At 66.3% G+C, this 26,477-nt stretch carries 21 protein-coding genes; 17 read left to right on the top strand and 4 right to left on the bottom strand.

The annotated features are described in order from the left end of the window. Together E6C76_RS13220 and E6C76_RS13215 are read right to left on the bottom strand one after the other, a co-directional pair. Window positions 1-269: lipoyl domain-containing protein (locus E6C76_RS13220; protein WP_136348672.1), on the bottom strand; the 269-nt coding region annotated here is incomplete at its 3' end. A 33-nt stretch (window positions 270-302) separates the two neighbouring features. After that, entirely contained in the window at window positions 303-2,519 is a 2,217-nt protein-coding gene (locus E6C76_RS13215) for an alpha-ketoacid dehydrogenase subunit alpha/beta (protein WP_136348671.1), read from the bottom strand. Between the two features lie 528 nt (window positions 2,520-3,047). Between E6C76_RS13215 and E6C76_RS13210 the strand changes: the two genes are divergently transcribed. The 12 genes from E6C76_RS13210 (at window position 3,048) to E6C76_RS13155 (ending at window position 17,531) form a co-directional block, all read left to right on the top strand. Beyond that, complete coding sequence (locus E6C76_RS13210; protein ID WP_136348670.1) at window positions 3,048-6,098, top strand: molybdopterin-dependent oxidoreductase; 3,051 nt, start codon at window positions 3,048-3,050, stop codon at window positions 6,096-6,098. 28 nt (window positions 6,099-6,126) lie between these two features. Further along, window positions 6,127-7,035: a 4Fe-4S dicluster domain-containing protein gene (locus E6C76_RS13205; RefSeq protein WP_211090215.1), complete on the top strand. Its 909-nt coding sequence runs from the start codon at window positions 6,127-6,129 to the stop codon at window positions 7,033-7,035. A gap of 65 nt (window positions 7,036-7,100) precedes the next feature. After that, a complete protein-coding gene (locus E6C76_RS13200) occupies window positions 7,101-8,078 on the top strand; it encodes a glutathione S-transferase family protein (RefSeq protein ID WP_136348669.1) in 978 nt (325 codons plus the stop codon). Further along, window positions 8,075-8,665 carry a VOC family protein gene (locus E6C76_RS13195; RefSeq protein ID WP_136348668.1) on the top strand — a complete coding sequence of 197 codons (591 nt, stop codon included), beginning with the start codon at window positions 8,075-8,077 and terminating at the stop codon, window positions 8,663-8,665. Before E6C76_RS13200 ends, E6C76_RS13195 begins: the two co-directional genes overlap by 4 nt. Before the next feature lie 246 nt (window positions 8,666-8,911). Then, on the top strand, window positions 8,912-9,811 hold the full coding sequence (locus tag E6C76_RS13190) for a SphA family protein (RefSeq protein ID WP_136348667.1): 900 nt from the start codon (window positions 8,912-8,914) through the stop codon (window positions 9,809-9,811). Window positions 9,812-10,230: 419 nt separating this feature from the next. Continuing rightward, a complete protein-coding gene (locus tag E6C76_RS13185; protein WP_136348666.1) occupies window positions 10,231-11,544 on the top strand; it encodes an ABC transporter substrate-binding protein in 1,314 nt (437 codons plus the stop codon). A 67-nt stretch (window positions 11,545-11,611) separates the two neighbouring features. Then, a complete protein-coding gene (locus tag E6C76_RS13180; RefSeq protein ID WP_136348665.1) occupies window positions 11,612-12,334 on the top strand; it encodes an ABC transporter ATP-binding protein in 723 nt (240 codons plus the stop codon). Then, window positions 12,331-13,032 (top strand): ABC transporter ATP-binding protein, encoded by a 702-nt coding sequence (locus E6C76_RS13175; RefSeq protein ID WP_136348664.1) that lies wholly within the window; start codon window positions 12,331-12,333, stop codon window positions 13,030-13,032. The genes E6C76_RS13180 and E6C76_RS13175 overlap by 4 nt, the downstream gene beginning before the upstream one ends. A 27-nt stretch (window positions 13,033-13,059) precedes the next feature. Beyond that, the gene (locus E6C76_RS13170) at window positions 13,060-13,926 is read left to right on the top strand and encodes a branched-chain amino acid ABC transporter permease (protein ID WP_136348663.1); all 867 of its coding nucleotides are present in this window, start codon (window positions 13,060-13,062) and stop codon (window positions 13,924-13,926) included. A gap of 29 nt (window positions 13,927-13,955) precedes the next feature. Continuing rightward, complete coding sequence (locus tag E6C76_RS13165; protein WP_211090214.1) at window positions 13,956-14,990, top strand: branched-chain amino acid ABC transporter permease; 1,035 nt, start codon at window positions 13,956-13,958, stop codon at window positions 14,988-14,990. A 380-nt stretch (window positions 14,991-15,370) separates the two neighbouring features. Next, a complete protein-coding gene (locus E6C76_RS13160) occupies window positions 15,371-16,315 on the top strand; it encodes a site-specific integrase (protein ID WP_136348662.1) in 945 nt (314 codons plus the stop codon). A 7-nt stretch (window positions 16,316-16,322) separates the two neighbouring features. Beyond that, a complete protein-coding gene (locus E6C76_RS13155; protein ID WP_136348661.1) occupies window positions 16,323-17,531 on the top strand; it encodes a DUF1173 family protein in 1,209 nt (402 codons plus the stop codon). A gap of 155 nt (window positions 17,532-17,686) precedes the next feature. On the opposite strand, the gene E6C76_RS13150 is transcribed toward E6C76_RS13155, so the two are convergent. Next, a complete protein-coding gene (locus E6C76_RS13150) occupies window positions 17,687-17,941 on the bottom strand; it encodes a helix-turn-helix transcriptional regulator (protein ID WP_136348660.1) in 255 nt (84 codons plus the stop codon). Window positions 17,942-18,693: 752 nt separating this feature from the next. Between E6C76_RS13150 and E6C76_RS13145 the strand changes: the two genes are divergently transcribed. Beyond that, the gene (locus tag E6C76_RS13145; protein WP_136348659.1) at window positions 18,694-21,285 is read left to right on the top strand and encodes a DEAD/DEAH box helicase; all 2,592 of its coding nucleotides are present in this window, start codon (window positions 18,694-18,696) and stop codon (window positions 21,283-21,285) included. A 234-nt stretch (window positions 21,286-21,519) separates the two neighbouring features. On the opposite strand, the gene E6C76_RS13140 is transcribed toward E6C76_RS13145, so the two are convergent. Next, a complete protein-coding gene (locus tag E6C76_RS13140; RefSeq protein ID WP_230976267.1) occupies window positions 21,520-22,299 on the bottom strand; it encodes a DUF1845 domain-containing protein in 780 nt (259 codons plus the stop codon). A gap of 481 nt (window positions 22,300-22,780) precedes the next feature. Between E6C76_RS13140 and E6C76_RS13135 the strand changes: the two genes are divergently transcribed. From E6C76_RS13135 to E6C76_RS13120, 4 genes are all read left to right on the top strand, one after another. Next, a complete protein-coding gene (locus E6C76_RS13135; protein ID WP_136348658.1) occupies window positions 22,781-23,353 on the top strand; it encodes a hypothetical protein in 573 nt (190 codons plus the stop codon). Between the two features lie 56 nt (window positions 23,354-23,409). Then, a complete protein-coding gene (locus E6C76_RS13130) occupies window positions 23,410-23,664 on the top strand; it encodes a hypothetical protein (protein ID WP_136348657.1) in 255 nt (84 codons plus the stop codon). Window positions 23,665-23,812: 148 nt separating this feature from the next. Then, the gene (locus E6C76_RS13125; protein WP_136348656.1) at window positions 23,813-25,444 is read left to right on the top strand and encodes an ATP-binding protein; all 1,632 of its coding nucleotides are present in this window, start codon (window positions 23,813-23,815) and stop codon (window positions 25,442-25,444) included. After that, complete coding sequence (locus E6C76_RS13120; protein WP_136348655.1) at window positions 25,431-26,441, top strand: DUF7146 domain-containing protein; 1,011 nt, start codon at window positions 25,431-25,433, stop codon at window positions 26,439-26,441. Before E6C76_RS13125 ends, E6C76_RS13120 begins: the two co-directional genes overlap by 14 nt. The last annotated feature ends 36 nt before the right edge of the window (window positions 26,442-26,477 follow it).

The following is a 26,477-nucleotide window of genomic DNA, read 5'->3' as shown; positions in this document are numbered from 1 at the left end:
CCGTCCGCCGCGGCCGCGGCCGCGGCGGACGGGCCGGCCGGCGGGCTTTCGCCGGGCGCCAGGAGCACGCCCATCGGCGCGCCGACCTGGATCGTCGCGCCGTCCGCGACGAAGCCCTTGAAGATGCCGCCGGTTTCGGCTTCGAGTTCGAGGATCGCCTTGTCGGTCTCGATCTCGGCGATGACTTCGCCCTTGGCGACGGTGTCGCCGTCCTGCTTGAGCCAGCGCGCCAGCGTTCCTTCGGTCATCGAGGTGGATACCGAAGGCATGATGATTTCCGTTGCCACAGTCTCTCCCCCCGTTCAGGCCGCGACGGCCTGGTCTGCCGGCGCCGCGGGCAGGGGCCGGCCCATCTCGGCCATCACCCTGGCGAAGCCCGCGCGGATTTCCCCGGCGCCCACGAACGCGGCGCGCTCCAGGACCTTGGACACCGAGGGCGACGCCTCGCCGCCGTGGATGCGCTGCACGGGCTGGTCGAGATGGTCGAAGAAGCGCCGCTGGACCTCGTCCGCCAGCATGGCGCCGTAAGACACCGTGAGCGGCCCCTGTTCGAGCACGACCACGTTGTTGGTCTTGCGGATGCTCTCGCCGATGGTCTCCCAGTCGAGGCCGGCGCGGTCGAGCGAGCGCAGGTCGACGATCTCGGCATCCAGCCCCATCTCCTCCGCCACCTCGGCGGCAAGCGGCGTCATCGCCAGATAGGTCAGCACGGTGAATGCGGCGCCCCGCCGCACCACCTTGGCCTTGCCCAGCTCGATGCAGTAGTCGAGGTCTTCCAGCGGGCCGGGGGCGGTGGTGTTGTAGAGGTCGGTGTGCTCGATGACCAGCACCGGGTCCTCGCAGCGTAGCGCGCTGTTCATCAGGCCCACGTAATCGAACGGCGTGCTCGGCGCCACGATCCGCCAGCCGGGCCACATGGCGTACATGCCGGCCGGGTCCATGGAGTGCTGCGAGCCGTAGCCTGTGCCGATGGCGCACTTGGTGCGCAGCACCAGGGGCATCGGCGAATCGCCGCCGAACATGTGGCGGGCCTTGCCGATCTGGTTGAACAACTGGTCGGCCGCCACCAGGGCGAAATCGGCATACATCAGTTCCACCACCGGCCGGTACTGGCCGTCCTGGGCCACGCCGCCGGCCAGCCCGACGAAGCCCTGTTCGGCGATCGGGGTGGGGATGATGCGGTCCGGGAAGCGTTCCGCCAGCCCCTTGGTGGCGCCGTTGGTGCCGCCCTTGAGGCGGTGGATGTCCTCGCCCAGGCAGAAGACGCGCTCGTCCGTCTCCATGCGCCGTCCCATCACCCTGGCCACGGCGTCGATGAACTTCAGCTCGCCGGTCGGGCCGGAGGCGCGCTCCAGTTCCTCGAAGCGCGCGCCCTCGAACTCGGACAGGTCGCCGCGCAGGCCCTGGTCGCGGAACTCGGGCCTGGGCCACAACGCCGCGCGGATGCGCCGCTGCGAGCCTTCGCCTTCGACCAGCCGCGCGACGGCGTTGTGCAGCGCGTCCTGGCAATGGCGGCGGATGGCGGCATTCTCGTCCTCCGTCAGCCACTTCAGGGCGATCATTTCCCGCGCGGTGCGTTCGAGCGGATCGCGCGCCATCCACGACGATTCCTCGTCCTTCTTGCGGTAGCCGAAGGCGCTGCCCGGCACCGAGCCGCCATGGTGGAAATAGCGGTACAGCACGGCCTCGATGATCGTCGGCCCCTTGCCCGCGCGCATGCGCTCCACCGCCATCTGCGCGGCCAGGCGCACCGCCACGGGGTCCATGCCGTCGACGCGCCAGGCGGGAATCGCATACGCGCCGCCGCGCGACGACAGGCGCGTCTCGCGGGTTTCCTCGTCCAGCGTGGTCGATACGGCGTAGCCGTTGTTCTCGACGAAGAAACAGATCGGCAGGCCCCACAGCGCCGCGAGGTTCATCGATTCCGGCACGGCGCCGATGTTCATGCCGCCGTCGCCGAAATAGGTGAAGGTCACCTCGCCCTTGTTGCGCCGCTTCTGCGCCCAGGCCAGGCCGTTGGCGATGGGCACGCCGCCGCCGACGATGGCGTTGGTGCCCATCGCCCCGGCCTCGACCCAGCGCAGGTGCATGGAGCCGCCGCGCCCCTTGCAGAAGCCGTCCGCGAGGCCGAGGATCTCGGCCAGCGTGCGGTAGAGGAAGTCCTCGACTGCGCCGGGCAGCGGCGCCCTGCGCGGGTCGTAGGCGGCATCGTCGATGTGCCGCAGCCCCTTGGCCAGGAACTGGTGGTGGCCGCGATGGGCGCCGGTGATCATGTCGCGCGAGTCGAGCAGCATCACCGAACCCACCGCGCCGCCCTCCTGGCCGATGCTGGAGTGGGCCGGCCCGTGGACCAGGCCGAGTTTCTCCAGGTTGAGCACCGCCTCCTCGAAGGCCCGGATGAGGTGCTGGTAGTACAGCATGCGCAGCAGCTCGGCCGCGCCGAGCTTCTTCCAGTCATGCGGCGTGGAGGCGATCTCCATCCACGGCTCGGCATAGTCCAGTTTGGTGGTCCTTGGCATCCTCGTTCCTCGGTGTCATGGGCATTGGCGAATCCCCCGCGCGGCCGGCCGTGCGCCGCCTGCGCTTTCCATCGGGTGGCGCAATGCAGTCAGCAAGGCGTATGCCATCCCGCAAAAAATCCCATAAACACCTGATTCACCATGGGAATATTTATTCCAGGCGGCGCCTTCCCTTTCCAGGATTGCGACTTTTTTTGCAGCGTGAAACTTATGTCTCAGAAAGGCGAAAAGCGCCTGGCAGCCTGGCGTGGCGCCCGCATCGCATTCTCATGAGACGGCTTTTGCACATTGCGACGCAATTCCCCGCCCGGCGAGACGGGTGGCGCCCGGCGCGGCGGCGGAGTTTCCTGGAAATCAATCACTTGACGCACCGCAATGCACTTGGCACGACTATTGCGGCAGGCTGTCCAGCGCATCGGGATGTGCCTGCGGCGGGCGTGGCCACGCCGCCGGCTCGTGCCGGGCCAAGCGAGGATGGAGACCGGTCTGCGGACCGCAAAAAATGAAAAGGCGAGGAGGAAGCAGAGAATGAAACAGGCGCTCCTGAAAACGATCCTGTACGGGGTGACCCATGTGCTGCGGTACACGGCGAAGAGGCACCCGGCATTCCGGGCGGAGATGAAACGGCGCAACTGCGTGGTGCAGATCAAGCTGAAGGACGGCAGCATCGGCCGCCACTACACCTTCCGGCACGGCACCGTCGAATCCGCCGCCGGGCTCCATCCGAAGCCCGACGTGACGCTGATCTTCAAGGATCTGCCCACGGCGCTGTCGTTTCTCAAGCCGGGCGCCGAACAGGCGGAGATTCTCAACGCGGCGAAGAACTTCCGCGTCATGGTGATCGGCCGCGACGAGCTGACCGTCTGGTTCATGCAGTTGATGAACCGGCTGCAGACCGTGAATCTCGAGATCGGCACGAAGATGCCCGACGGCACCACGCGCTACACGACGAACACCAATGGCGGCCCGATGTTCGTCTATGCGAAGGACGGGCGCATCGTGCGCATGACGCCGATCGTGCTGGACGACGGCGACGCGCCGTCGTGGTCGATCCAGGCGCGCGGCCGCAGCTTCACCCCGTGGCGCAAGTCCACGCTGAGCCCGCACGCATCGGCGCTGAAGTCGATGGTCTATTCGGACAAGCGCCTGCTGTACCCGATGAAGCGCGTGGACTGGGATCCCAAGGGCGAGCGCAATCCACACAACCGCGGCATCTCCGGCTACGAACGGATCAGCTGGGACGAGGCGCTCGACATCGTCGCCGGCGAGATCAAGCGCATGAAGAAGGAACACGGGCCGGGGGCGATCGCGATCCCGATGCCCTCCCACCACCAGTGGGGCAACATCGGCTACTACCTGAGCGCGCTGCTGCGCTTCGGCAACCTCATCGGCTTCACCCGCGTGCACCCCAACCCCGATAGCTGGGAGGGCTGGTACTGGGGCGCCATGCACCATTTCGGCAGTTCCCTGCGCCTGGGGATCCCGAGCTTCTACGGCACCATCGAGGACTGTCTGCAGGAAGCCCAGCAGATCGTCTTCTGGTCGAGCGACCCGGAATCCACCAACGGCCTCTACGCCGGCTTCGAGGGCACGCAGCGGCGCCTGTGGGCGAAGGAGCTGGGCATCGAGTTCGTGCACATCGACCCGCACCTCAATCCGACCGCGCAACTGCTGGGCGGCAAGTGGATCTCGATCCGCCCGGCCACGGATGCCGCGCTGGCGACGGCCATCATGCACGTGTGGGTCACCGAGGGACTCTACGACAAGCAGTACGTCGCCGAGCGCACCACCGGCTTCGACGCATGGCGGGACTACCTGCTCGGCGAGACCGACGGCGTGCCCAAGACGCCCGAATGGCAGGAGGCCGAGACCGGCGTCGCGGCGCACGTGTGCCGTGCGCTGGCGCGTTCCTGGGGCAGCAAGAAGACCTATCTTTCCGCCGGCGGCCTCGGCGCCGGCTGGGGCGGCGCCTGCCGTTCGGCCACCGGCTCGCAGTGGGCCCGCTGCATGATCCTGATGATGGCGATGCAGGGCTGGGGCAAGCCCGGCATCAACTTCGGCAACCTGCAGTTCGGCGCCCCGCTCGACTACGAGTTCTATTTCCCCGGCTACGCCGAAGGCGGCATCTCGGGCGAGATCGCCTTCACCGCGTCGGGCATCAACAACTACCAGCGCATGCCGCACCTGATCACCATGAACCCGGTGAAGCAGATGATCCCGCGCCAGCGCCTGCCCGAGGCGATCGTCGAGGGCCATTCCAAGGGCTTCATGTGGGACGGCTCGTCGATGGAGGCACAGTTCGCGCCCTTCGAATACCCGATGCCCGGCTATTCCAGGATCCACATGCTGTACCGCTACGGCGGCTCGTCGTTCGGCACGATCGCGAAATCGACGCGCTTCGAGCAGTCCTACCGCGACCCCTCGATCGAGTGCGTGGTGAACCAGTCGATCTGGTTCGAGGGCGACGCCAGGTACGCGGACATCATCCTGCCGGCATGCACCAGCTTCGAGCGCTGGGACATCAGCGAGTGGGCCAACTGCGCCGGCTACATCCACCACAACCATTCGCAGTTGAACCACCGCATCGTCACCCTCCAGCACAAGTGCATCGAGCCGCTGGGCGAATCGAAGTCCGACTACCAGATCTACCTGGAAATCCTCCACCGCCTGGGGCTGGGCGCGATGTTCTCCGAAGGGTGCAGCGAGCTCGACTGGTGCAAGCGGGTGTTCGATTCCACCGACCTGCCCAAGCACATCAGTTGGCAGGAGTTCGTCAAGAAGGGCTACCACGTGCTGCCCGCCGAGCCGGAGAAGACGCGCACCTCGGTGTCCATGCGCTGGTATGCGGAGGGCCGGCCCAAGGACCTGCCGGAGCCCCATCCGCTGCCGTCCCAGTTCACCGATGAATTCGGCCAGGGACTGGAAACGCAGTCGGGCAAGCTGGAGTTCGTTTCCTCCTCCCTCGCGCGCGGCCAGGCCGACAACCCGGAACGCCCCGCGCTCAACCGCTACATCCCGGCATGGGAGGGGCCGCACGCGCAGGCGCTGTTCGCCAGGTACCCGCTGCAGATGATCTCCACCCATCCGCGCTACAGCTTCCACACCTACGGCGACGGCAAGGACAGCGTGCTGAACGACGTGGATGACCACCGGATCTTCGTCGACGGCTACTACTACTGGGTGATGAAGATCAACCCGGCCGACGCGGCCGAGCGCGGCATCGGGCACCGCCAGCTGATCCGCGTGTTCAACGACCGGGGCTCGGTGATCTTCGTCGCCGACGTGTCCGCACTGGTCGGGCGCGGGATCATGAAGACCTTCGAGTCCAACGCGGATTTCGATCCCGTCCATTCCCACGGCGCGGAAGGCGTGTCGGACCGCTCCGGCTGCGCCAACGTGCTGACCTCGCCGCGCCCGCAGCAGCAGGGCACCGAGGGCATGGCGGCGAACTCCTGCCTGGTGGAGATGGAGCCGTGGACGCCGCCCGCCGGCATCCGGAGCAAGGTCCAGGTCAAGGGCATGGCACCGTCGAACCAGCGCCCTGCCGCCGCCAAACCCGCGCCGGCCGTCACGGCCTGACGCGCCCCCCCACGACCAGGACCAAGGGATGACCGCCATGAAGAAATGGAACCTCATCATCGACGTCGCCAAGTGCGAGAATTGCAACAACTGCATGTTGACCACGCGCGACGAACACGTCGGCAACGACTTCCCCGGCTATGCCGCGCCGCAGCCGCTGCATGGACACAACTGGATCAAGATCCACCGCAAGGTGCGCGGCCAGGACGGCATGGTGGATGCCGCCTACCGGCCGACGATGTGCAACCACTGCGACGACGCGCCCTGCGTCAAGGCGGCGGGCGACGGCTCGGTCTACCAGCGGCCGGACGGCATCGTCATCATCGATCCGCAGAAGGCGCGCGGCAGGCGGGACATCGTGGACGCCTGCCCCTACGAGGGCATCTTCTGGAACGAGGAACTGCAGTTGCCGCAGAAGTGGATCTTCGACGCCCACCTGCTCGACCAGGGCTGGAAGCAGCCGCGCTGCCAGCAGTCCTGCCCGACCGGGGTGTACTGGGCGGTCAAGGTCGAGGATGACGAGATGCAGGCACTGGTGAAGAAGCACCGGCTCGAAGTGCTGCGCCCCGAGCTGAACACCCGCCCGCGCGTGTATTACAAGAACCTCCACCGCTTCGCCAAATGCTTCGTCGGCGGCACCGTGGTGGCCGAGGTGGACGGCGTTCTCGATTGCGTCGCGGGCGCGCACGTGACCTTGACGCGCCAGGGCAGGCAAGTCGCCACCACGCAGTCCGATACCTTCGGCGATTTCAAGTTCGACGCCCTCGACCCTGGCAGCGGCGAGTACCAGGTGGAGATCGTCGATGAGAGGCTCGGCTCGGCGCAGGCCAGCGCGACCCTGGCGGAAGAAAGCTGCTACATCGGCCTGATCCGCCTGCAACCGGGCGTTCCGCACGGCTCGGGCATTCATGCCGGCGCCCGCCGCGCTCACGCCTGATCCGCCGATGGCAGCGCCCCCGCGGCCGCTCGACCCGGCCGCGGGGGCCGGCTAGGAAACGAAAGATGTCCGGCTATCTGGATTCCGGCCTATGGTGCGCCACGGATCGTCCGCGCACGGACGAGACCGGCGCCTTCGTCCGCGAAGCGTCGCAGTTCCGCCGCCGCGTCACCGCGCACGGCGGCGGGCGCCACCGGGCCGAGCACGGACGCTACCACCTGTACGTCTCGCTGGCCTGCCCCTGGGCGCACCGGACGCTGCTGTGCCGCGCGCTCAAGGGGCTGGAAGAAGCCGTTCCGGTTTCGGTGGTCGAGCCGGTCGCCGGCAGCCAGGGGTGGGTGTTTTCCGCCGGGCACGGCGCCACCGCCGACCTCGCCAACGCCCTGCATGCCCTGCACGAGCTCTACACGCTTGCGCAGCCGGCGTACAGCGGCCGGGTGACGGTGCCCGTGCTGTGGGACTGCGCCGCACGATGCATCGTCAATAACGAGTCGGCCGACATCCTGCGCATCCTCAACGACGCTTTTCGCGCGTTCCAGCGCACGGACCTGGACCTCTACCCGCCCGCCCTGCGCGGCAGGATCAATGCGATCAACCGCTTCGTCCATGAGAACGTCAACGACGGGGTGTATCGCTGCGGCTTCGCGCGCTCGCAGGCCGCCTACGGGCTTGCGGTGCGCCGGCTGTTCGGCGCGCTCGACAGGATCGAGCGGCGCCTTGCGCGGCAGCGCTATCTCGTTGGCGACTGCCTCACCGAGGCCGACCTGCGCCTGTTCCCGACGCTGGTGCGCTTCGACGCGGTCTATTACCTGCACTTCAAGTGCAGCGTGCGGCGGATTGCCGACTACCCGAACCTCTCCGGCTACCTGCGCGACATCTATCAGTTGCCGGGCGTGGCGGCAACGGTGGACATGGATCACATCAAGCGCCATTACTACCTGAGCCATCGCGATCTGAATCCGGCGGGCATCGTCCCGGCAGGCCCGGATACCGATTTCGCGGCGCCCCATGACCGGCTGCGCTTCCAGGATCGACCCACATGAACAAACCCTCCGACGAACCCGGCCGGCCTGCGCCCGCCGCTTCCCCGGCCGCGGAGCACGGCGGCCTGCCCGGCATGCGCGGCACGGATCACATCGGCTTCACCGTGCCCGACCTCGACGCGGCGGTGGCCTTCTTCGCCGACGTGATCGGCTGCGAACCCTTCTACGAGCTGGGGCCGTTCCAGTCCGCCGGCGACTGGATGCAGACCCACCTCAACGTGCATCCGCGGGCGGTGATGCGCAGGCTGCGCTTCCTGCGCTGCGCGAACGGCTCGAACTTCGAGATCTTCGAGTACGCCTCGCCCGACCAGAACCCGGCACAGCCGCGCAACAGCGACATCGGCGGCCATCACCTCGCCTTCTATGTCGACGACATCGACGCCGCCGTGGCCTACCTGCGGGCCAAGGGCGTGCGCATCCTGGGCGAGCCCACCGTGCGCCTCAGCGGCCCCAGCGCGGGACAGTCCTGGGTCTATTTTCTCGCGCCCTGGGGGATGCAGCTGGAACTGGTCAGCTATCCCCAGGGCAAGGGCTACGAAACAGAGACCGACCGCCGCCTGTGGCATCCGGCCTTTCCGGAAAAATAGCGCCCGCCGGGCGCACGGATTTTCGCAACTTGAGACGCATGTTTGAGAAGAGCGTCCGAGACCGCCGCGAGCCGACGGCGCGAACAGTCCGGAAAACAGAAAATTCCTTCATAAACAAGGGCATTCGCCTTTCTTCCTGAGTGGCACGGTTTTTGAATAAGCGTTGACGCGCCAGGGCTGCTTCGGCGCATGGCCGCCCGGCAAGCACCGGATCGACGCGGCCCTTGAAACCAAAGGAGGAAATGCATGAACTCGAAACTGTTGGCCGCAGCGATCTGCGGGCTGTGCGCGGCCGCTTCCGTCCACGCCAAGGAAGGCGGCGACCAGTATCCGAACGGCGCGGAGAACTGGTTCGCGGGGGCCATCCCGCCGCCGGGAAACTACTTCATCAACTACTTCGGCCACGTATCCGGAACGCTGCGCGACCACAAGGGCGACAAGGTCACGGCACCGAACGGCAAGAACGTCAAGCTCAAGGCGACCTTCGACGCCCTGCGCTTCCTCAAGGTCACCGAGACGCAATTCCTCGGCGCGAACTATGGCTGGGCGGCGCTCCTGCCCATCGTGCACCTGTCGATCGACGCGGCCGGATCGCGGGACAGCAGGACCCATATCGGTGACGCGACATTCACCCCGTTCCTCCTGTCCTGGCATGCCCCCGAGTGGCACTACGTCGTCGGCCTCGACGTCAACCTGCCGACGGGAAGGTATGACAAGAACGATCCCGGCGGGAGAAACACCGGCGAGAACTACTACAGCCTGGAACCGGTATTCGGCGTCACCTATCTCGGCAGCAGCGGCTGGGAGGTGTCCGGCAAGTTCATGTACAACTGGAAGACCCGCAACAAGGATACCGACTACCAGTCCGGCGACGAATTCCACATGGACTTTCTCGTCGGCAAGCACGTCGGCCCGTGGTCGGTGGGCTTGAGCGGCTATTACCTGAAGCAACTCACCGACGACAAGCAGAACGGGCGCAAGGTCGGTCCGGATGGCAACCGCGGCCAGGTATTCGCCATCGGGCCCAGCGTGAAATATGAAACCGCCGGCAAATCGCAACTGATTTTCCAGTGGCAGCACGAAAGCAACGTCAAGAACCGCTTCAAGGGCGACAAGCTCTGGTTCAAGTTGATCACCGCGCTGTAGCAGACCCCGCCGCGCCGGATCCGGGTCGCGGCCGCTTGCGGCCCGATCCGGCATTCCCGCCTTTCCTCCCAGGCGCCGCGCCCGGCCCGGCCATTATGCGAGTCCGCCAGGGCGTATCCACGAAAATAAAATCGCAGTTTGCGACATGCCTTTGAGACGAATGTTTCGTGCGCTTCGAAGGCCGGCCGGAAAATTCCCGCCCAAAACATATAAGCAACTGATACTCATCGAAAAAATGCGGACTTTGAATCCCTGGCACGGTACTTGTATTAACCGCAATGCCGGGTTTGCCATTTTTCCGTGAATGCCGGAAATACACGGCGCACGGCGGGCGGGGAATATCCCGGCATTGGCGGCGGAAAGCCGGCAACCGGATCCATCCATGGATCCGCCCAAAAGATAACAAGGAGGATGACAGAATGAATGACAAGCTTGTACCGGACAGCTTTCCCGATCCCGTCCGCCGCCGCGCCATCAAGGCCCTCGGCGCGACGGCCCTGTCGGCAGGCCTGGCGGGCGTGGCCGGTTTCAGCCCCGCGGCGTTCGCGGCGTCGGCGCGCAAGATCAAGATCGGCTTCGTGACGCCGCTGACCGGGCCGCTCGCCCCCTTCGGCGAGGCGGACCGCTTCGTCATCGACAGCATGCGCGAAGTGTTCAAGAACGGGATCGCCGTCGGCGACAAGATCCATCCCGTGGACATCATCGTCAAGAACAGCGAATCCAATCCGAACAAGGCCGGCGAGGTGGCCAGCGGCCTGATCCTGCGCGACAGGGTGGACCTGATGCTGGTGGCCTCCACGGTGGACACCATCAACCCGGTGGCGGACCAGTGCGAACTCAACGGCGTGCCGTGCATCTCCACCGTCTCGCCGTGGCAGCCCTGGTTCTTCGGCCGCGGCGCCAAGCCCGAATCGGGCTTCGAATGGACCTACCACTTCTTCTGGGGGCTCGAGGACGTCATCGGCGTGTTCCTGGACATGTGGAAATCGGTGCCGACCAACATGGCCGTCGGCGGCCTGTTCCCCAACGATGCGGACGGCAACGCCTGGGGCGACGCGAACTTCGGGCTGCCGCCCGCGCTCGCCAAGGAAGGCTTCAAGCTCACCGACCCGGGGCGCTACCAGGTGCTGAACGCGGATTTCAGCGCGCAGATCGCGGCATTCAAGCAGAACGGCTGCGAGATCGTCACCGGCAACATGATCCCGCCGGACGTCAAGACGTTCTGGACGCAGGCGCGCCAGCAGGGCTTCCGGCCGAAGATCGTCTCGGTGGGCAAGGGCCTCCTCTTCCCGTCGGCCGTCGAGGCCATGGGCAACCTGGCCGAGGGGATGTCGACGGAAGTGTGGTGGAGCCCGCACCACCCGTTCAAGTCCTCGCTCACCGGCGCGACCGCCGCGCAGTTCGCCGCATCCTACGAGGCGGCGACGAAGAAGCAGTGGACCCAGCCGCTCGGCTTCTCGCACGCCCTCTTCGAGGTCGCGGCCGACGTGCTCAAGCGCACGCAGGACATCGAGCGCCCGGAAGCCATTCGCGCCGCGATCGCCTCGACCCGGGCCGAGACCATCGTCGGCCGGGTGGAATGGGGGAACGGTCCGGTCCGGAACGTCGCCAAGACGCCGCTCGTCGGCGGCCAGTGGGTGAAGGGGAAACAGTTCAACTACGACCTCGTCATCGTTTCCAACGCCGCCGCGCCGAATATCCCGCTGGGCGGGAAACTGGCGCTGATCTCCTGATGCACCCGCGGCCGGGGGCAAGCCCCCGGCCGCGGAGACGATCCACAACAGTTCGAAGGAGAGGCCGGTGGGGGAAATCCTTTCACTGGAGCGGGTAAGCAAGTCCTACGGCGCCTTGAAGGTGACGGACGGAATAAGCCTTGCGCTCGGCGAAGGCGAGATGCTGGGGATTCTGGGCCCCAACGGTGCGGGCAAGACGACGCTGTTCAACCTGATCAGCGGGGACGTGCGCCCCGATGAAGGCCGGGTGATGTTCCGCGGCCAGGACATTACCGCGCTGCCGCCGCATCGCCGCTGCCGCCACGGCATCGGCCGCTCATACCAGATACCGCATCCGTTTTCGGGCATGACCGTATTCGAGAATCTTCTGGTCGGGGCCATCTACGGCGAAGGCATGGCCGAACAGGCGGCCGAATCCCTGTGCATCGAAGTGCTGGAGAAAACCGGCCTGCTGAAGAAATCCAATCAACTGGCGGGCTCGCTGACCCTGCTCGACCGCAAGCGCCTCGAACTGGCGCGGGCGCTGGCGACACGGCCAAGGCTGCTGCTGCTGGACGAAATCGCCGGCGGGCTGACCGAGCACGAGGCGAAGGAACTGGTGCGGTTGATCCAGGAGATCAAGGCCCAGGGCGTGTCGATGATCTGGATCGAGCACGTGGTGCACGCCCTGCTGGCGGTGGCGGATCGCCTGCTGGTCATCAACTTCGGCACCAAGCTCGCCGAAGGGGCGCCGCAGGCGGTGATGAACGACCCCGAAGTGAAGCGCGTTTACATGGGGATCGAGGTATGAGCGCATTGCTCTCGACGCACGCCCTGAAGGCGTGGTACGGCGATTTCCAGGCACTGTTCGGCATCGATTTCGAGATCCGCGCGCAGGAGATCGTCGCCATCATCGGCGCCAACGGCGCCGGCAAATCGACCTTCCTGAAGGCGATCACCGGCGTGCTGCCCGTGGCCCCCGGGAACGTGGTGTTCAAGGGGCGGCCGATCGGCGGGCGCAAGGCGCACCGCGTGGTGGCGGAAGGCATTGCGATGGTGCCGGAGGGCCGCAGGCTGTTCCCCAGCCTGTCGGTGGAAGAAAACCTCTGCATGGGGGCGTATGCGAAACGGCCGGGGCCGTGGAGCCTGGAGAAGGTCTACGGGCTGTTTCCCGTGCTGAAGGAAAAGCGCAAGGTCCCCGGCACGGCGCTGTCGGGCGGGCAGCAGCAGATGGTGGCCATCGGCAGGGCATTGATGAGCAATCCGGAGCTGCTCATCTGCGACGAGATCTCGCTCGGCCTCGCACCGACGGTGATCAAGGAAATATACGCCGCGCTGGAACGCATCACGCGGGACGGCCTGACCGCGATCATCGTCGAGCAGGACGTGCTCACCGCCGAACGCGTGTCGCAGCGGCTCTACTGCTTCCAGGAGGGCCGGGTGTCGCTGCAGGGCAATTCCCGCGACCTGACCCACGAGCAGATTTCCCATGCCTATTTCGGCGTTTGAAGACCGCATGGATGCGGGAGGGATGAAATGACGATCTGGATCGACGCAATCATTCAGGGGGTGCTGGTCGGCGGCCTGTACGCGCTGTTCGCGATGGGGCTGTCGCTCATGTTCGGCATCATGAGGCTGGTGAACGTCGCCCACGGCGACCTGGTGATCCTGATGTCGTTCATCGGGCTGATGGTCGTCGAAGGCCTGGGGCTGCAGCCGTTCGCCGCGATGGCCGTGGTCGTTCCGATCGCGCTGTGCATGGGCTACGCGCTGCAGCGCGGCGTCCTGAACCACACGATCAGCAAGGATCCGCTGCGTTCGTTGATCGTGACCTTCGGCATCTCCATCGTCATCCAGAACCTGCTGCTCGCATTCCATTCCGCCGATACGCGCGCGATCCATTCCGCCGGGCTCGAATCGCAAAGCCTGCCGATCGCGGAGAACCTCGCGGTGGGCGTGCTGCCGGTGATCATGTTCGCCACGGCGGTGATGCTGACCGCGGGCCTGCAATGGCTGTTCGGCAGCACGCGCATCGGGCGGGCCTTTCGCGCGACCTCGGACGACGACGGCGCCGCCGCGTTGATGGGCATCAACAACGCGCACATCTACGCCCTGGCCACCGCGATTGCCATCGGCATCCTCGGCGTGGCGGGCGTCTTCCACGGCATGCGCACCACCTTCGCCCCGACCGACGGCCCGGCGCTGCTCATCTATGCGTTCCAGGCCGTCATCATCGGCGGGATGGGCTCCTTCTGGGGCACCCTGGCGGGCGGCGTCCTGCTCGGCATCGCCCAGGCGATCGGCGCGCGCATCGACCCCGGGTGGGGCGTGCTGGCGGGGCACCTGATGTTCGTCGCGGTGCTGCTGTTCAAGCCGAACGGCTTCTTTCCCAAAACGCGCTAGCGCGCAGCGAGGCTCAGATGAGTACAACAATGGGTGTCACGGCCGCCGCATCCGCCCGGCCCGGGGACGGCGGCCACGTCGTCGAAAGATCCACCCGCGCGGGCATCGCGACCATGGTCTTCTTCGCCGTGTCGCTCGGGTTCTCGGTGTCGATGCCGTTCTGGGCGGATGCCATCTACTTGCGCTGGCTGTCGGAACTGGCGTGCTATTTCGTCATGGCGCAGATGTGGAACCTGCTCGGCGGCTATGGCGGACTGGTCTCGATCGGCCAGCAGGCCTACATCGGCATCGGCGGCTATGCGCTGATCGTGCTGGCGAACATGGCCGGGATCAACCCGTTCGCCGCGGTCCTGCTGTGCGGCGTCGCGGCGGCCGTCGCCGCGATGCCGATCTCCCGGATCGTGTTCCGCCTGCATGGCCCCACCTTCGCGATCGGCACCTGGGCGGTGGCCGAAATCCTGCGGCTCCTGGTGGCCAACACGACCGTCCTGGGGGGCGGCTCCGGCACCAGCCTGCTCGCCCTCAGGGGGTTCGACCGGGCGACCCGCGAGGCCATCACGTTCTGGGTGTCGATCGGCGCCTCGTACGGTTCGGTGCTGCTCGTGTACTTGCTGCTGCGCTCGAAATTCGGCTTGGCGCTGACGGCGATCCGCGATTCGGAGCTCGCCTCGAGGAGCCAGGGCATCGACGTCGGGCGCACCAAGTTCCTCGTATACGTCATCTCGGCCTTCGGCTTCGGCATCGCTGGCGCCATCTACTTCCTCGGTACCCTGCGCATCTCGCCGGACGCGGCGTTCGGCGTTTCATGGTCTCCCCTGATCATCTTCATGGTCATCATCGGCGGCGTCGGCACCATCGCGGGGCCACTGTTCGGCGCGGTCCTCTTCTTCGCCCTGTCGAAGGTCTTCGAAGACTTCGGCAGCTGGTACCTGACCGCCCTGGGCCTGCTGGCGATCGTCGTGACGATCTGGTTCCCGAAAGGCATCTTCGGATTCATCGAAGACCGCTACGACCTCAGGCTCTTTCCCGTGCAACGCCGTCTGAGGGTACGCAGCACCCCTTGAACGCAAGGCCCTCTCCCCGATTTCACCTCTCCTCCATATCCTGACTTGCCCCATGGGTCCGGAATGCCAGAGATCGGGGATTTAACGCCCGCTTCGGCGGGCTTTTTTTCCGCCGGGCCGCCCCAAGGCAAGAAGCACCCGCCCGGGCAGGCCCTGTCCGGGCGCTTCGGCCAATCCGGGGAACGCAAGCGCCTGGGGGGCCTCCTTTTTCCCGGCAACCGGATCGTCCCTCTCGCGCCCCCATCTTTCACCGCGCTTCGGGCAAACCGCTCCAATGACGAAACCCCCCACCTATTCCATTGATTTCGACTGGCGGCCTGCGCGCCGGCACTCGAATATCGGGCACGTATCACGGCCGGGAGATCAAGAGGAAGCGCGTCATGCGAAGCGACGAAACGGCAGACTCGCGTACGGAAGGAGCGCAACTATCGATCGAGATGCTCCGTGCCGTCATCGACGGAGATACCTACGAGACGGTGGCGGCCCGCTTCGGCGTTTCGCGGACCGCGGTGGAGCGGCGCGTCAAGTCAGTGGCAGTCCGGCTCACCCGGGTGGTGGGGGTGGAGGGCCTCAAGGAAGAAGGCGCGGCCTTCGTGCGGCGCCTGCGCCTGCATCGCGACGCCATCCTGGTGGCGCTGGAGGATTTCGAGCCCGCGCCGCCCGCGGGCAACCGTCCGGCGCGCGTGCTGTCGCCCTCCGAGGTGGCCCAGGGGGCGGTGCGCATCAAGGGCCGCACGCAGCGTACCTGGCACGACCTGGCCCTGTACTACCTGCTGTTCGCCACCGGCCTGCGCCCCCTCGAGATCGCCCGGCTCGAAGTGCGCGACTACCTGCACGCCGACGGCAGCGTGCGCTGGGCGTCGGCATTGCGCCCCGAGGCGGCCATCAACGGCAAATCGAGGCCGCTCTACTTCAGCAGCAGCCGGCTCACGGACTCGCTCGACGCGTACCTGCGCGAACGCTGCGACAGCGGGCACGGCCTGGGGGAAGCGGACCGCTACCGGGGCCTGGACCCGGGCAGCCGGCTGTTCCTGTCGCCGAGCGGCGAGCCCTACCGGATCGTGCCCAACAACACCACCCCCGGGCAGAACCGCCACGTCTGCCGCGCCCTGCTGGAAACCTACCGGAAGCTGTTCCGCTACGCCGGGCTCAAGGGTCTGAGCGCCCAGTCGGCGCGTCTCACGCTGATGTCCCGGATGTACGAGCGGGGCGGCGACGAGGCCCAGGTGGGGATCATCCTCGGCATCGGCGAACGCAGCGCCGTGCGGGAACTGCTGCCCCGGCCCCGGCCGACCTTGGCGGAACTGCTCGACGAACTGGTGTGAGGCGACGATGGACGGCCAGCGATTCGCCATCGGGGACCGCGTGATCGAGGCTGACGACCCGCAGTTGCAGGACGCGCTCGCCGCGATCCATGACACCCCCGAACGGCCGCGCTGCCTGTGCATGCCCGGCGGGGTCGAGATGTACGTGGCGCTGCATCGCCGCTTCATGGTCAAGCGGATGCCGGATAGCGGCAGCACGCATCATCCGGCGTGCCCGTCCTACGCGCCGGGAATCCAGTTGTCGGGGCTGGGCGAACTGATGGGCGAGGCGGTGCTGGAGCCGGAGCCCGGCCGGGTGGAACTGCGCGTGGATTTCCCGTGGACACGGCGGATGGGGACAGGCGTACCGCACGGCGAGCCAAGGGAGCAGGTGGAGGTGGCCGTGCCGCAGCGGCGCATGTCGCTGCGCGCCTTGCTGCACTTCCTGTTCGAACGCGCCGGCTTCAACCGCTGGAGCCCCGCCATGGCGGGGAAACGCAGCCAGGGCGTGCTGCGCAAGTACTTGCTGGAGGCCGCCGAGGAAATCGTGGTCAAGGGCGTGCCGCTGGCCGAACGCCTGTATGTTCCCGAGCCGTTCAGCGAAAGCGCCAAGGCCGAGGCGGCACGGCGCCGGCGCGACAAACTGGCGGTGCTGCGGCCGAAGGATGGGCAGGCGCCGCTGGCCATCATCATCGGCGAGTACAAGACAAACCAGGCGGCGGCACAGGGACGCAGGATCTGGATTCGCCACATGCCGGATGCGCCGCTGCTCGTCGCGGAACAGAGTTGGGCGCGGATCGAGCGGGTCTTCGCCCCCTTGTTCGAGGCGCGCGACGCCGACGCCGGATCCTCGGTGCGCCTGGTCATGGCGGCGCTGGTCCGCGCGCGCCGCGAATACACCTACGAGATCGATGCGGCCAGCCTGATGCTGACCAACGAACAGTGGATCCCCATTGAGGGCGTGGCCGAACTGCCGCTGATCGGCGCCTTGATCGCCCAGCGCCGCCGATTCGTGAAGCCGCTCCGCTACGATGCGAAAAGCGCGGCGGCCTTTCCCAACGCCTTGCTGCTGGATGCCGGACCGATACCGGTTTCCTTGCATGTGATGAGCGCCTTCATGGCGCCCAGGGAACGCGCGCTGAAGGAGAAGGCGATCGCTGCATGCAAGGACGGCGCCTGGGTGTGGTGGCCCGATCAGCCGATGCCGCCGCTGCAAGCTGCGGCGGCGCCGCGCTGAAACACACCCCGGGACCATGATGGCCGGCCAGCGGCGTCCTTCCTGCGCCGCGCCGCGTGCGCAGCCATGCCCCTGACGGACCACCACCCCGGCATCGCGGTCTCGCCGCAACCGGGGCCTTCAGCGGACGCCGCGGGGAAGCGCAAGCCTCGGGATCATTCCTGCCGGCGGCCCTGCTCCGTGATCCAGCGCCGGATGTCTTCGGTACGCCATACGGTGACCCTTGCCGAGAGCTTCAATGGCGCCGGAAAAGTACGTGCCTGAATGCGCCGCCAGAGGGTTGATTTGGAGATGGGCACCAGCGCCAGCACTTGCGGCTGCCGCAGGAATCCGGTTTCGGGAACGCCGACGGCAGGTGGGCGGAGGGGAACGGCCGCCCCGGCGGCGGCCCGGACGTCGATATCGGGCATGATCTGGCCTCATCGCGGCTTTCGCCGGAAAAAGACATGACCTGCTCCTTCCCGGTCGCGCTAGGTCAGGATGGCGCACACCGGTACGGGGCACTGGACTCGACTGCATGCCACCGGCGCCCCGGTCGCGTGGCATGATTGGACAAGCAGGAGAAGTGCTCCCGAACGGCACATGGCCGCCTTGGCCGGGAGCGCGGTCGATCCGCAATCGCGCCGGGCGGAACGCACGGCCGGGAATCGTCGGGCAGGAAGGCAGGTATCGACTGCGACGCCACCTGGGCGGTGGAAGTGTCCACGACGGAGTTCGGCATCCCCTCCGCGTGGGACATGCCCGCACCTTATGGGCCGCCGCCCGCGGATGCAAGACGCCATGGCGCAGTTCCAGCGGCAGCCCCCGGCCGGGCCGGCGCTTGCGTGTGGACACTCACTGCGGACGCTGCTCGCCGGGCGCGGCTGTTGACGGCAAGTGAAGTCCGTCACGAAAGCCCGCCCTTCATGCCGGATGTCCATAAAAGGGGCTGGGGCGATAGGCCCATCCCGGCCAGAAGCGGTCAATGAACCTAGCGTCGGAAAGCGGTCATTCTAAGTCCAGCTTAGGACGTGGATTGGAGCATGGGTTACATACATGACAGCCGCGGATTTGTGCGTCACCGCCAAGAGTGGCATGCGAAAATTGCAGTAGCACCCCCTGATTGAGCAGCGATCTCGTCCCAGGGGCCACACACGCACGGTGAGATTTCAAGGGAGACACCATGGCATTTAAGACCGCGACCTCGGACGACTCCGTTCCGGACACGCCTGACAAGCTGTTCCGTGATCTGACGCGCCGCAAATTTCCTGACGTACTGCCACATCAGGCTGAGACGATGCAGTCCTACGCCGCGGAAGGTGTCACGCCACCCGACGTGGCGCTGCAGTTGCCTACCGGGAGCGGCAAGACGCTGGTCGGACTGTTGATCGCGGAGTGGCGCCGCCGCAAGTTCAACGAGCGCGTCGTATACCTGTGCCCCACCATTCAGTTGGTCCACCAGGTGGTCAACCAGGCCGAAGAGAAGTATGGGCTATCGGTCGGCACGTTCGTGGGACCGCAGCGTGAGTATTCGCCGGCCTCGAAGACCGATTTCCAGCAGGCCGAGAAGATCGCCATCACGACGTACTCGGGGCTATTTAATACCAACTCGTATTTTGACAATGCTGACGTAATCGTACTCGACGACGCGCATGCGGCTGAGAACTATGTCGCCTCCTTCTGGTCGCTGCTCATTTCCCGGGATTCGGAAGAAGGCTACCCCGCACTGCATCAGGCCCTCTGCAATCTGCTCGGTCGTCATCTAACGCCGACCAACCTCAGTCGACTGCGTGGTACCTGGGAGGATGTGGTCGACCGCACTTGGGTGGACATGTTGCCGATGCCGGTGCTGGCAGAGATCAAGGACGAGTTGACCGAGATTCTCGACGCACACACGCCAGACACCAAGCTGCGCTACGCGTGGTCGCTGCTTCGTGGCCACCTTGATGCTTGCCACGTGTACCTCTCCCCACGCGACATCATGATCCGGCCGCTGCTGCCGCCGACGTTCTCGCATACTCCGTTCAACTCCGCCAAGCAACGCATCTACATGTCGGCAACCCTTGGTGCTGGCGGCGATTTGGAGCGTCTGACCGGGCGTAAGAACATTCACCGTATTGCCGCGCCGAAGGGGTGGGACACCCAGGGTGTCGGCCGACGCTTCTTTATCTTCCCCGAGATGTCCTTGTCTGCAGACGAGGCCGCTGACTTACGCATGCAACTGATGAAACGGGCGGGGCGCAGCGTCGTGCTAGTCCCGAGCACACCGATGGCCAACGCCGCCAGCAAGCAGGTGACCGAGCAGATCGGGTACCCGATATATCGTGTCGAGAATATCGAGAACTCGAAGGACGGCTTCGTCGCTGCGCCTAAGGCCGTCGCGGTGGTCGCGAACCGCTATGACGGAGTGGACTTCTCGGGCGACGAGTGCCGCTTGCTCTTTATTGAAGGCCTGCCGAAGGCGATGAACTCGCAAGAGCGCTTCCTCATGTCGCGCATGGCGGCGAACACCTTGTTCAACGAGCGCATCCAGACGCGTGTCGTACAGGCCATCGGGCGCTGCACCCGCTCCCTCGAGGACTACTCGGCCGTCGTGGTCACAGGCGACGACCTGCCGGACTACCTCGCCGATATCCGCCGCCGTAAATTCTTTCACCCGGAGTTGCAGGCCGAGATCGAGTTCGGCGTGCGGCAGTCAAAGGACACCGACGCCGCCAACATCATCGAGAACTTCGACATCTTCCTGGACAACGGAAAGGCGTGGGAAAGCGTCAATCGCACCATCGTCGAGGCTCGCCGCCGGTTGCATCAAGAGTCGTTGCCGTCGATCGCGAATTTGACAGCTGCTGTTAAGTACGAAATTGAGTACCAGACGGCACTCTGGCGCGGCGATTATCCGCGCGCTGTCGGTTTCGCCGAACAGGCCCTCGGCGAGCTGACATCACCCGATGTACGCGGCTATCGGGCGCTTTGGCACTACATCGCGGGTTCGGCCGCTTACCTCGGGGCGAAATCGGGAGTGGCAACCCTTGAATCTAAGGCACGGGGACACTTCGCTGAGGCCTACAAGTGCGCGCCCGATATTCCGTGGCTCGCCGAGTTCGCGCGCCACGAAGCCCCCGAGGTGCTTGATACCCAGGCCGCTGACTCGGCGCTGCAGCAGCAGGCCGAGCGGCTGGCCGCCGAGCTCTCACGGCTGGGCTCGATCCACGAGAGGAGGTTCGCCAACCTTGAGAAGGAGATTCTGCAGGGCCTGGGCAACCCCGACACCTTCGAGAACGCGCAGGTTCGGCTCGGCAACTTGCTCGGTTTCATTGCTGGTAAGCAAGAGTCCGAGGGCTCACCAGACCCGTGGTGGATTTCCGGTAGCACTTGCGTCGTTTTTGAGGACTACGTTAACACCACGAGTGACGGGGCGTTGGATGTGACGAAGGCGCGACAAGCCGCGTCCCACCCGAACTGGATGACAACACACGTCGAGCAGGCCGCCGGCTGCATGTTCGTTCCGACCTTGGTATCGCCGGCGACGGGCATCCGTGTTGCGGCCGTGCCCCACGCCAAGACACTGCATTACTGGGCGCTCGACGACTTCCTCGCCTGGGCCACGATGGCGGTGGCCACTGTGCGCGAACTGCGCGCGACTTTCTTCGAGCAGGGCGACCTAGTCTGGCAAGCCAACGCTGCGACCACACTGAAGGACAAGGGGCTGGATCTCACCTCGGTGGTGCAGCGGCTGCGCGGCAACATGGTTGTGGATTGCCTGCGGCACGTGTAGGCGCCGCGGCGGGCGAGCGATTCGGGCTAGGTTGCCGTGCCGGAAGAAAATCGGGTTTGAGCTTACAACTTCTGCAATGTCTATAACACGACAAGGCGAGTGACCGCTTTGGATTGCAAGCCGCCGGACACCTCGATGTGACGGACTTGGTTTGTGGAGCGTCCACCCAAGCACGTCGTGGGCACAGTTATGACGGGCTTCGATCATAGCGGGCCCTGCCAAAGAGCCCGCAACTTACAAAGAGTGGTGTTGACGGACTTCGTTTGCCCTGAGCACGGCGGCCGGCTCATCCTCCTCCAGCGATGCGGGGGCGGCGCCGGCATCACACTCCCCGGCCGCGGGTTCGCCGTCCGCACCTTCCACCGCACCTTCCACGCCTTCCGGCTCGGCAGCCGCTCCGCGCGGCACCCCGCCGTCGCGGGCCTCCATGGCGTTCATCTGCCGCCGGAGCCCCATGGCGAACCTGCGCGCGCCATTGGCCACGTCACGCACCTGCCGCTTGAGGCTGGCGCGCTGGATATCGACCGCCTGGGCGGTGATCACCTCATGTATCTCCAACGTCTGCAGCAGCGGCATCAATTGGTCGAGCTTGCCCAGCACTTCGAGGAAACGCCGGCCGATCGACGACAGCACATGGACGTCCACATCCAGCGGCACGGTGTCGTAGGTCGCCGCGCTGGTGATGCCATGGGCCTTGAACAACGCCTCCGCGCCGTCGATGGCCTGGTTGAGGGTTTCCGTCACGGCGTCGATCTGCGCACGAATGGCCTCCTCGATCCTGGCCACGTCTTCGTGGTCGAGCCGGGTGCGGGCGATGACCGAGATGAAATGGGTGTTGAGCTGCAGGGTATTGAACAGCCTGGCGAAGAACCGCTTGCCCTCGGCGCTGCTGAACCGTGTCGGGATTTTCAGGCTGGCCGCCTCGACGCGCCGGAAGTCGGCTTTGACCTCCTTGGCGAGGATGCGGGCATTGACGCCCCCCTGGTCCACCTTGACGATCTGGATGTCCGGCATGCCTGGCTCCCGCGGAATGATGCGCTCAGCGGCATCTTCCGCATCCCGCGCTCCATTCGCCACCGGAAACGGCCGGCACCAAAGGGGGATTTCGGCATCGGCGCCGCCCCGGGAGGATTTCCGCCTTGACCCGGCGACGGCTGCCCACTACCTTTGCGTCATGCAGCAGCTGGCCCTGCATTCAAACAAGGCAAGCCCTGGAGTTTTCCGCTGAGCCATCCGCTCGAAGCCCGCCCGCCTCCGGGTACGCTTTCGAGGCAGGGGCAGGCACTGTTCATCCGTCCTTCCCCCGAAAGCCTTCCCCGAGCGGCCGCTGGCACGCCGTTCAAGGCGGTTCGCACCGCCCGTCCAAGCCAGCCCTGGAGCGTGTCTTTCCCATCCGATAGCGCGGGCCGCCCGTAGCGGACCGACCCTTCTTCACCCCACGGGGGCATCCGCCCCCGCCGTGGTACGCGCTGCCTCCATTTTTCCGGAGGCAACGATGCTGAATCCAAGCTTCTCCCCACGGCGCCTTCATCCCACAGCCGTGGATGAGGTGTTCCCGCCCGGCGTTCTTTTCCGGAGCACGCCTTCGCCCGCCCCCGCGGGCGACGCCGACGACATCACCCTCGAGCGGATCCTCGGCGGCGATGATGCCGAGGAATGGCGCGAGGAGGACATCGTCTATTTGCATTGGCGCCTGCTCAAGGCAATCGACCAACTGGCCGACCCGATGGCGCCCCTCGACGAAAAATTCGACATCCTGCGCTGGGTGTTTACCGAACCCGACCAGGACCAGAGGCCCTTCTCTTTCGTCAGTTGCCTGCGCGTGGTCGGCTGCAGCCCGCTGTCGCCGGTCGCCTATTGCGGCGAGGTGGACGCGGAGGACATCCGCGACCGCATCCGGTACGGCATGAAGGCCTGGCTCCGGGCCTCGCTCGCGCGCTACCCCGAGTGGGTACGCGACGCCGTCGTCCACCACCCCGGGTGGGTCGAGGCGCGGCTTGCCAAGAACGCCCAGTGGCTCAACGAGCAGATCAAGCGGATGGCGGTCACGGGCGACCTGTTCGCCTGACGCCTTCCCCATCTCTAACGGATCGCCCAAGCGATCCGCCCGTTTGAGGCATCGCCATGATCACGTTCAAGGAAGTCCTCTGCCTGCTGGCGGTTTTCGTCGCCTACGGGATCGCCGGGCACCTGGACTACGAAGATGCGCTGCGGCTGGAGCGGATCCGGCAGGAACGGCTGTACGCCGACTGTCCGGCAACGCTACCGGCCGGGGGAGACGTCCCGCTCCCGGCCGCCGGCCCGCCGTTGGCTTCCCCCGGCCGAGAGGCCGGCAGCCTTCACGACGACGGCCGGCCCTGCTTGCGGCCCGAACCGTAGTCCGTTCGTTCAACCGTAGCGCCTGATGGCGGCCCCTCCGCCGCCGGGCTGTATTCCAGCGGTCGGCCGCCACAGCCGACCGTCCGATCTTCCCCTGGTGGGTTCGCCCCGCCGGGGACGGACTCGCCTGCATTCATGGAGTCATGTCATGCAGATACAAGTCCGCATCAACGAAGAAGGCGCCCTGCGCAACCAGCGCTATGCGTTCACCGACCGCTTCACGCTCGTTTCCGAGCTGTTGCAGAACGCCCGGCGTGCCGGGGCCATGCAGATCGAGATCGGCTACGACGCCGACGCGAAGATCCTGACCGTGCAAGACGATGGCCGCGGCATCGGCGACTTCCAGACGCTCCTGAGCTTCAACGAGTCGGGCTGGGATGCCGGGACCCAGACGGAGGAGCATCCCTTCGGCGTGGGTTTCTCGAAGTGCCTGTACGCCGCCACGCGCTGCATCGTCGCCTCGCATCGCCAGCGCGCCGACATCGACACGGCGGCGGCCCTGGCCAAAGCCTTCATCGACGTCGAGACCGTCGCCGAACACGTGGCCGGCACGAGGATAGAGCTTCACGGCGTGGACCTACCCGACCTGGCGGACCGCATCGGGGCGCTGAGCCAAGGCTTTCCCGTCGCGCTGCGGTTCAACGGCAAGAGACTGGAACGCCCGTTTGCCCTGGCGAACATCGCGACGATGGCGAGTGCCATCGGTCCGGTCCACCTGGCTGGAACCCGCGACGGCAAGCACAGCCATGTCACGCTCGTATTCCTGCAGGGGTTTTGCGTCATGCGGCCGAAATACTGCTGCTCGACCGACGCGAGCGAGGTCAACATCGTGCATCTGGACCCGCGCCAGTTCATGGCGCGCTTGCCGGACCGCGACAGGCTGATCGACGAAGACCTGCAGGCCAAGCGCATCAACGCGGAATTGAAGGCGTGCTGGCGCCGGACGCTGGAAATCGCCAAGACCCGGATGTCGCCGGAACGCTTCGTCGAAACGTACTACCCGGCCATGCGCAACTGGGGCCATCAGGACCTGATGAACGACCTCGATGTGTTGCCGGCGGCGTTGTTCGAGGAAATCGTCGCCTATCCGATCCAGGACGACGACCACGGCTACGTCCGGCAGGCCGCGACCGCCCCGACGCGCGAAGCGATCGAAAGCGGTGCGGTCACCCTCGTCGCCCTCGGCACGATGGACGACCACAACGCGGCACACTGGATGGTGGCCCGCGCCAAGGGATACCTGGTCTTCGACTGGATCAGCCTGCAACGCGAACACTGGGCCTGGCTCCATGTGCGCTTCCTCGGGCAGCAGGCGGTACGGGTGGACACGGTGGGCGAGCAGCACCGCGTGCGGTTGGAAGGGCGCTGGATATGGCCCCTGGTAATCCTGTGCGAACGCGTGGTCCTACAAAGCGGCCAGGACGTGGTCGAGATCACCGATGCGGGCGTGTGCCACGACGGCGTGCTGTACATCCCGGCCGGCGAAGCATCCGGCGAACCGGTGCGGCAGGTCTCGTCCTTCGTCGATGAGAACGACCGCTTCCTCGCCTCGGACCTGGAGGCGGACCGCGACGCGCTGGCAGACTTGATCCGCCGCCTGCGCGCGGTCGATCCGGTGCAGATGCTGGATTCCCTGCTGCGGGAACTGGGGCTGGGCAAGTATCCGCTGCTGCGTGGCAAGACCTTCGAGGTCACCGTGGGCAACGGCTCGGCGCCCGGCCATACGGTGGATCTGGTCGTGGACCACGCCGATGCGGGAAGCCGCCATGCTGGCGCCTGAATACGCGGCCCGCATCGAGGCGGTGAAGCAGCGCGCCCACGGCCGGTGGACGCCGATCCTGGCGAGCCTGGGGGTGGACGAACGCATCCTGAGACGCCGCAACCTGCCTTGCCCGCTGTGCGGCGGCACGGACCGGTTCCAGTACACCGACAAGTTCGGCGAAGGGAACTACCACTGCCGCAGTTGCGGGCCGGGCGGCGGCTTCAAGCTGCTGCAGGCGGTCCTGGGCATCGATTTCAACACCGCGCTGCGCGAAGTCGAGCGCTGCGTCGGGGTGCTGCCGGTCGCGGCCGCGCCCCACGCCGGCGAACCGTCGGCCGAGCGCATGAAGAAGCTGGCCCAGCGGATTTGGAACGAAGCCCGGCCGGTGACGCCGGGAGACGAGGTCGACCGCTACCTGCGCGGCCGGGGGCTGGCGTTGCCGGCCTATCCCAAGGTGCTGCGCTTCCATCCGGCCCTCGGCTACTACCAGAAGGACGCCACGGGCAGGTCGCGCAAGGTCGCCGAGTATCCGGCGATGCTGGCCTGCATCCAGGGCACCGACGGCCATGCCGTGACGCTGCACCGGACCTATCTGAAGGACGGCGCCAAGCTCGCCGCACCGGATGCGAAGAAGGTGCTCTCGGCCGGCATCAACGGTGCCGCGGTGCGCCTGTTCGAGGCAACCGGGGAACTGGCGGTGGCCGAGGGCATCGAGAAGGGCCTCGCCGTGCATCTGGCGACCGGCAAGCCGGTCTGGGCGAGCCTCAACGCGGGCAACCTGGAGAAGCTGTGGCTGCCGGATACGGTGCGCACCGTCTGCATCTACGCGGACAACGACGCCGACGGCGATTTCGCCGGCCAGGCCTTCGCCTTCGCGCTGGCGCGCAGCCTGAAGCGCAACGAGGCGCACACCGGCCCACGCCAGGTGAAGGTCTTCGTGCCCAGGCATCCCGGCATCGACTGGGATGACGTCTGGCGCCAGCGCCAACAAGCCCAGGCCGCTCGCGCGGCTTGAGCCCGGCCGCGGTGCGGTCCCTCGCAAACGGGGGCC

Origin of the sequence: Pseudothauera nasutitermitis (assembly GCF_004801295.1) — a bacterium.
Taxonomy (GTDB): domain Bacteria; phylum Pseudomonadota; class Gammaproteobacteria; order Burkholderiales; family Rhodocyclaceae; genus Pseudothauera; species Pseudothauera nasutitermitis.
This window is presented reverse-complemented; position numbering and strand designations above follow the sequence as displayed.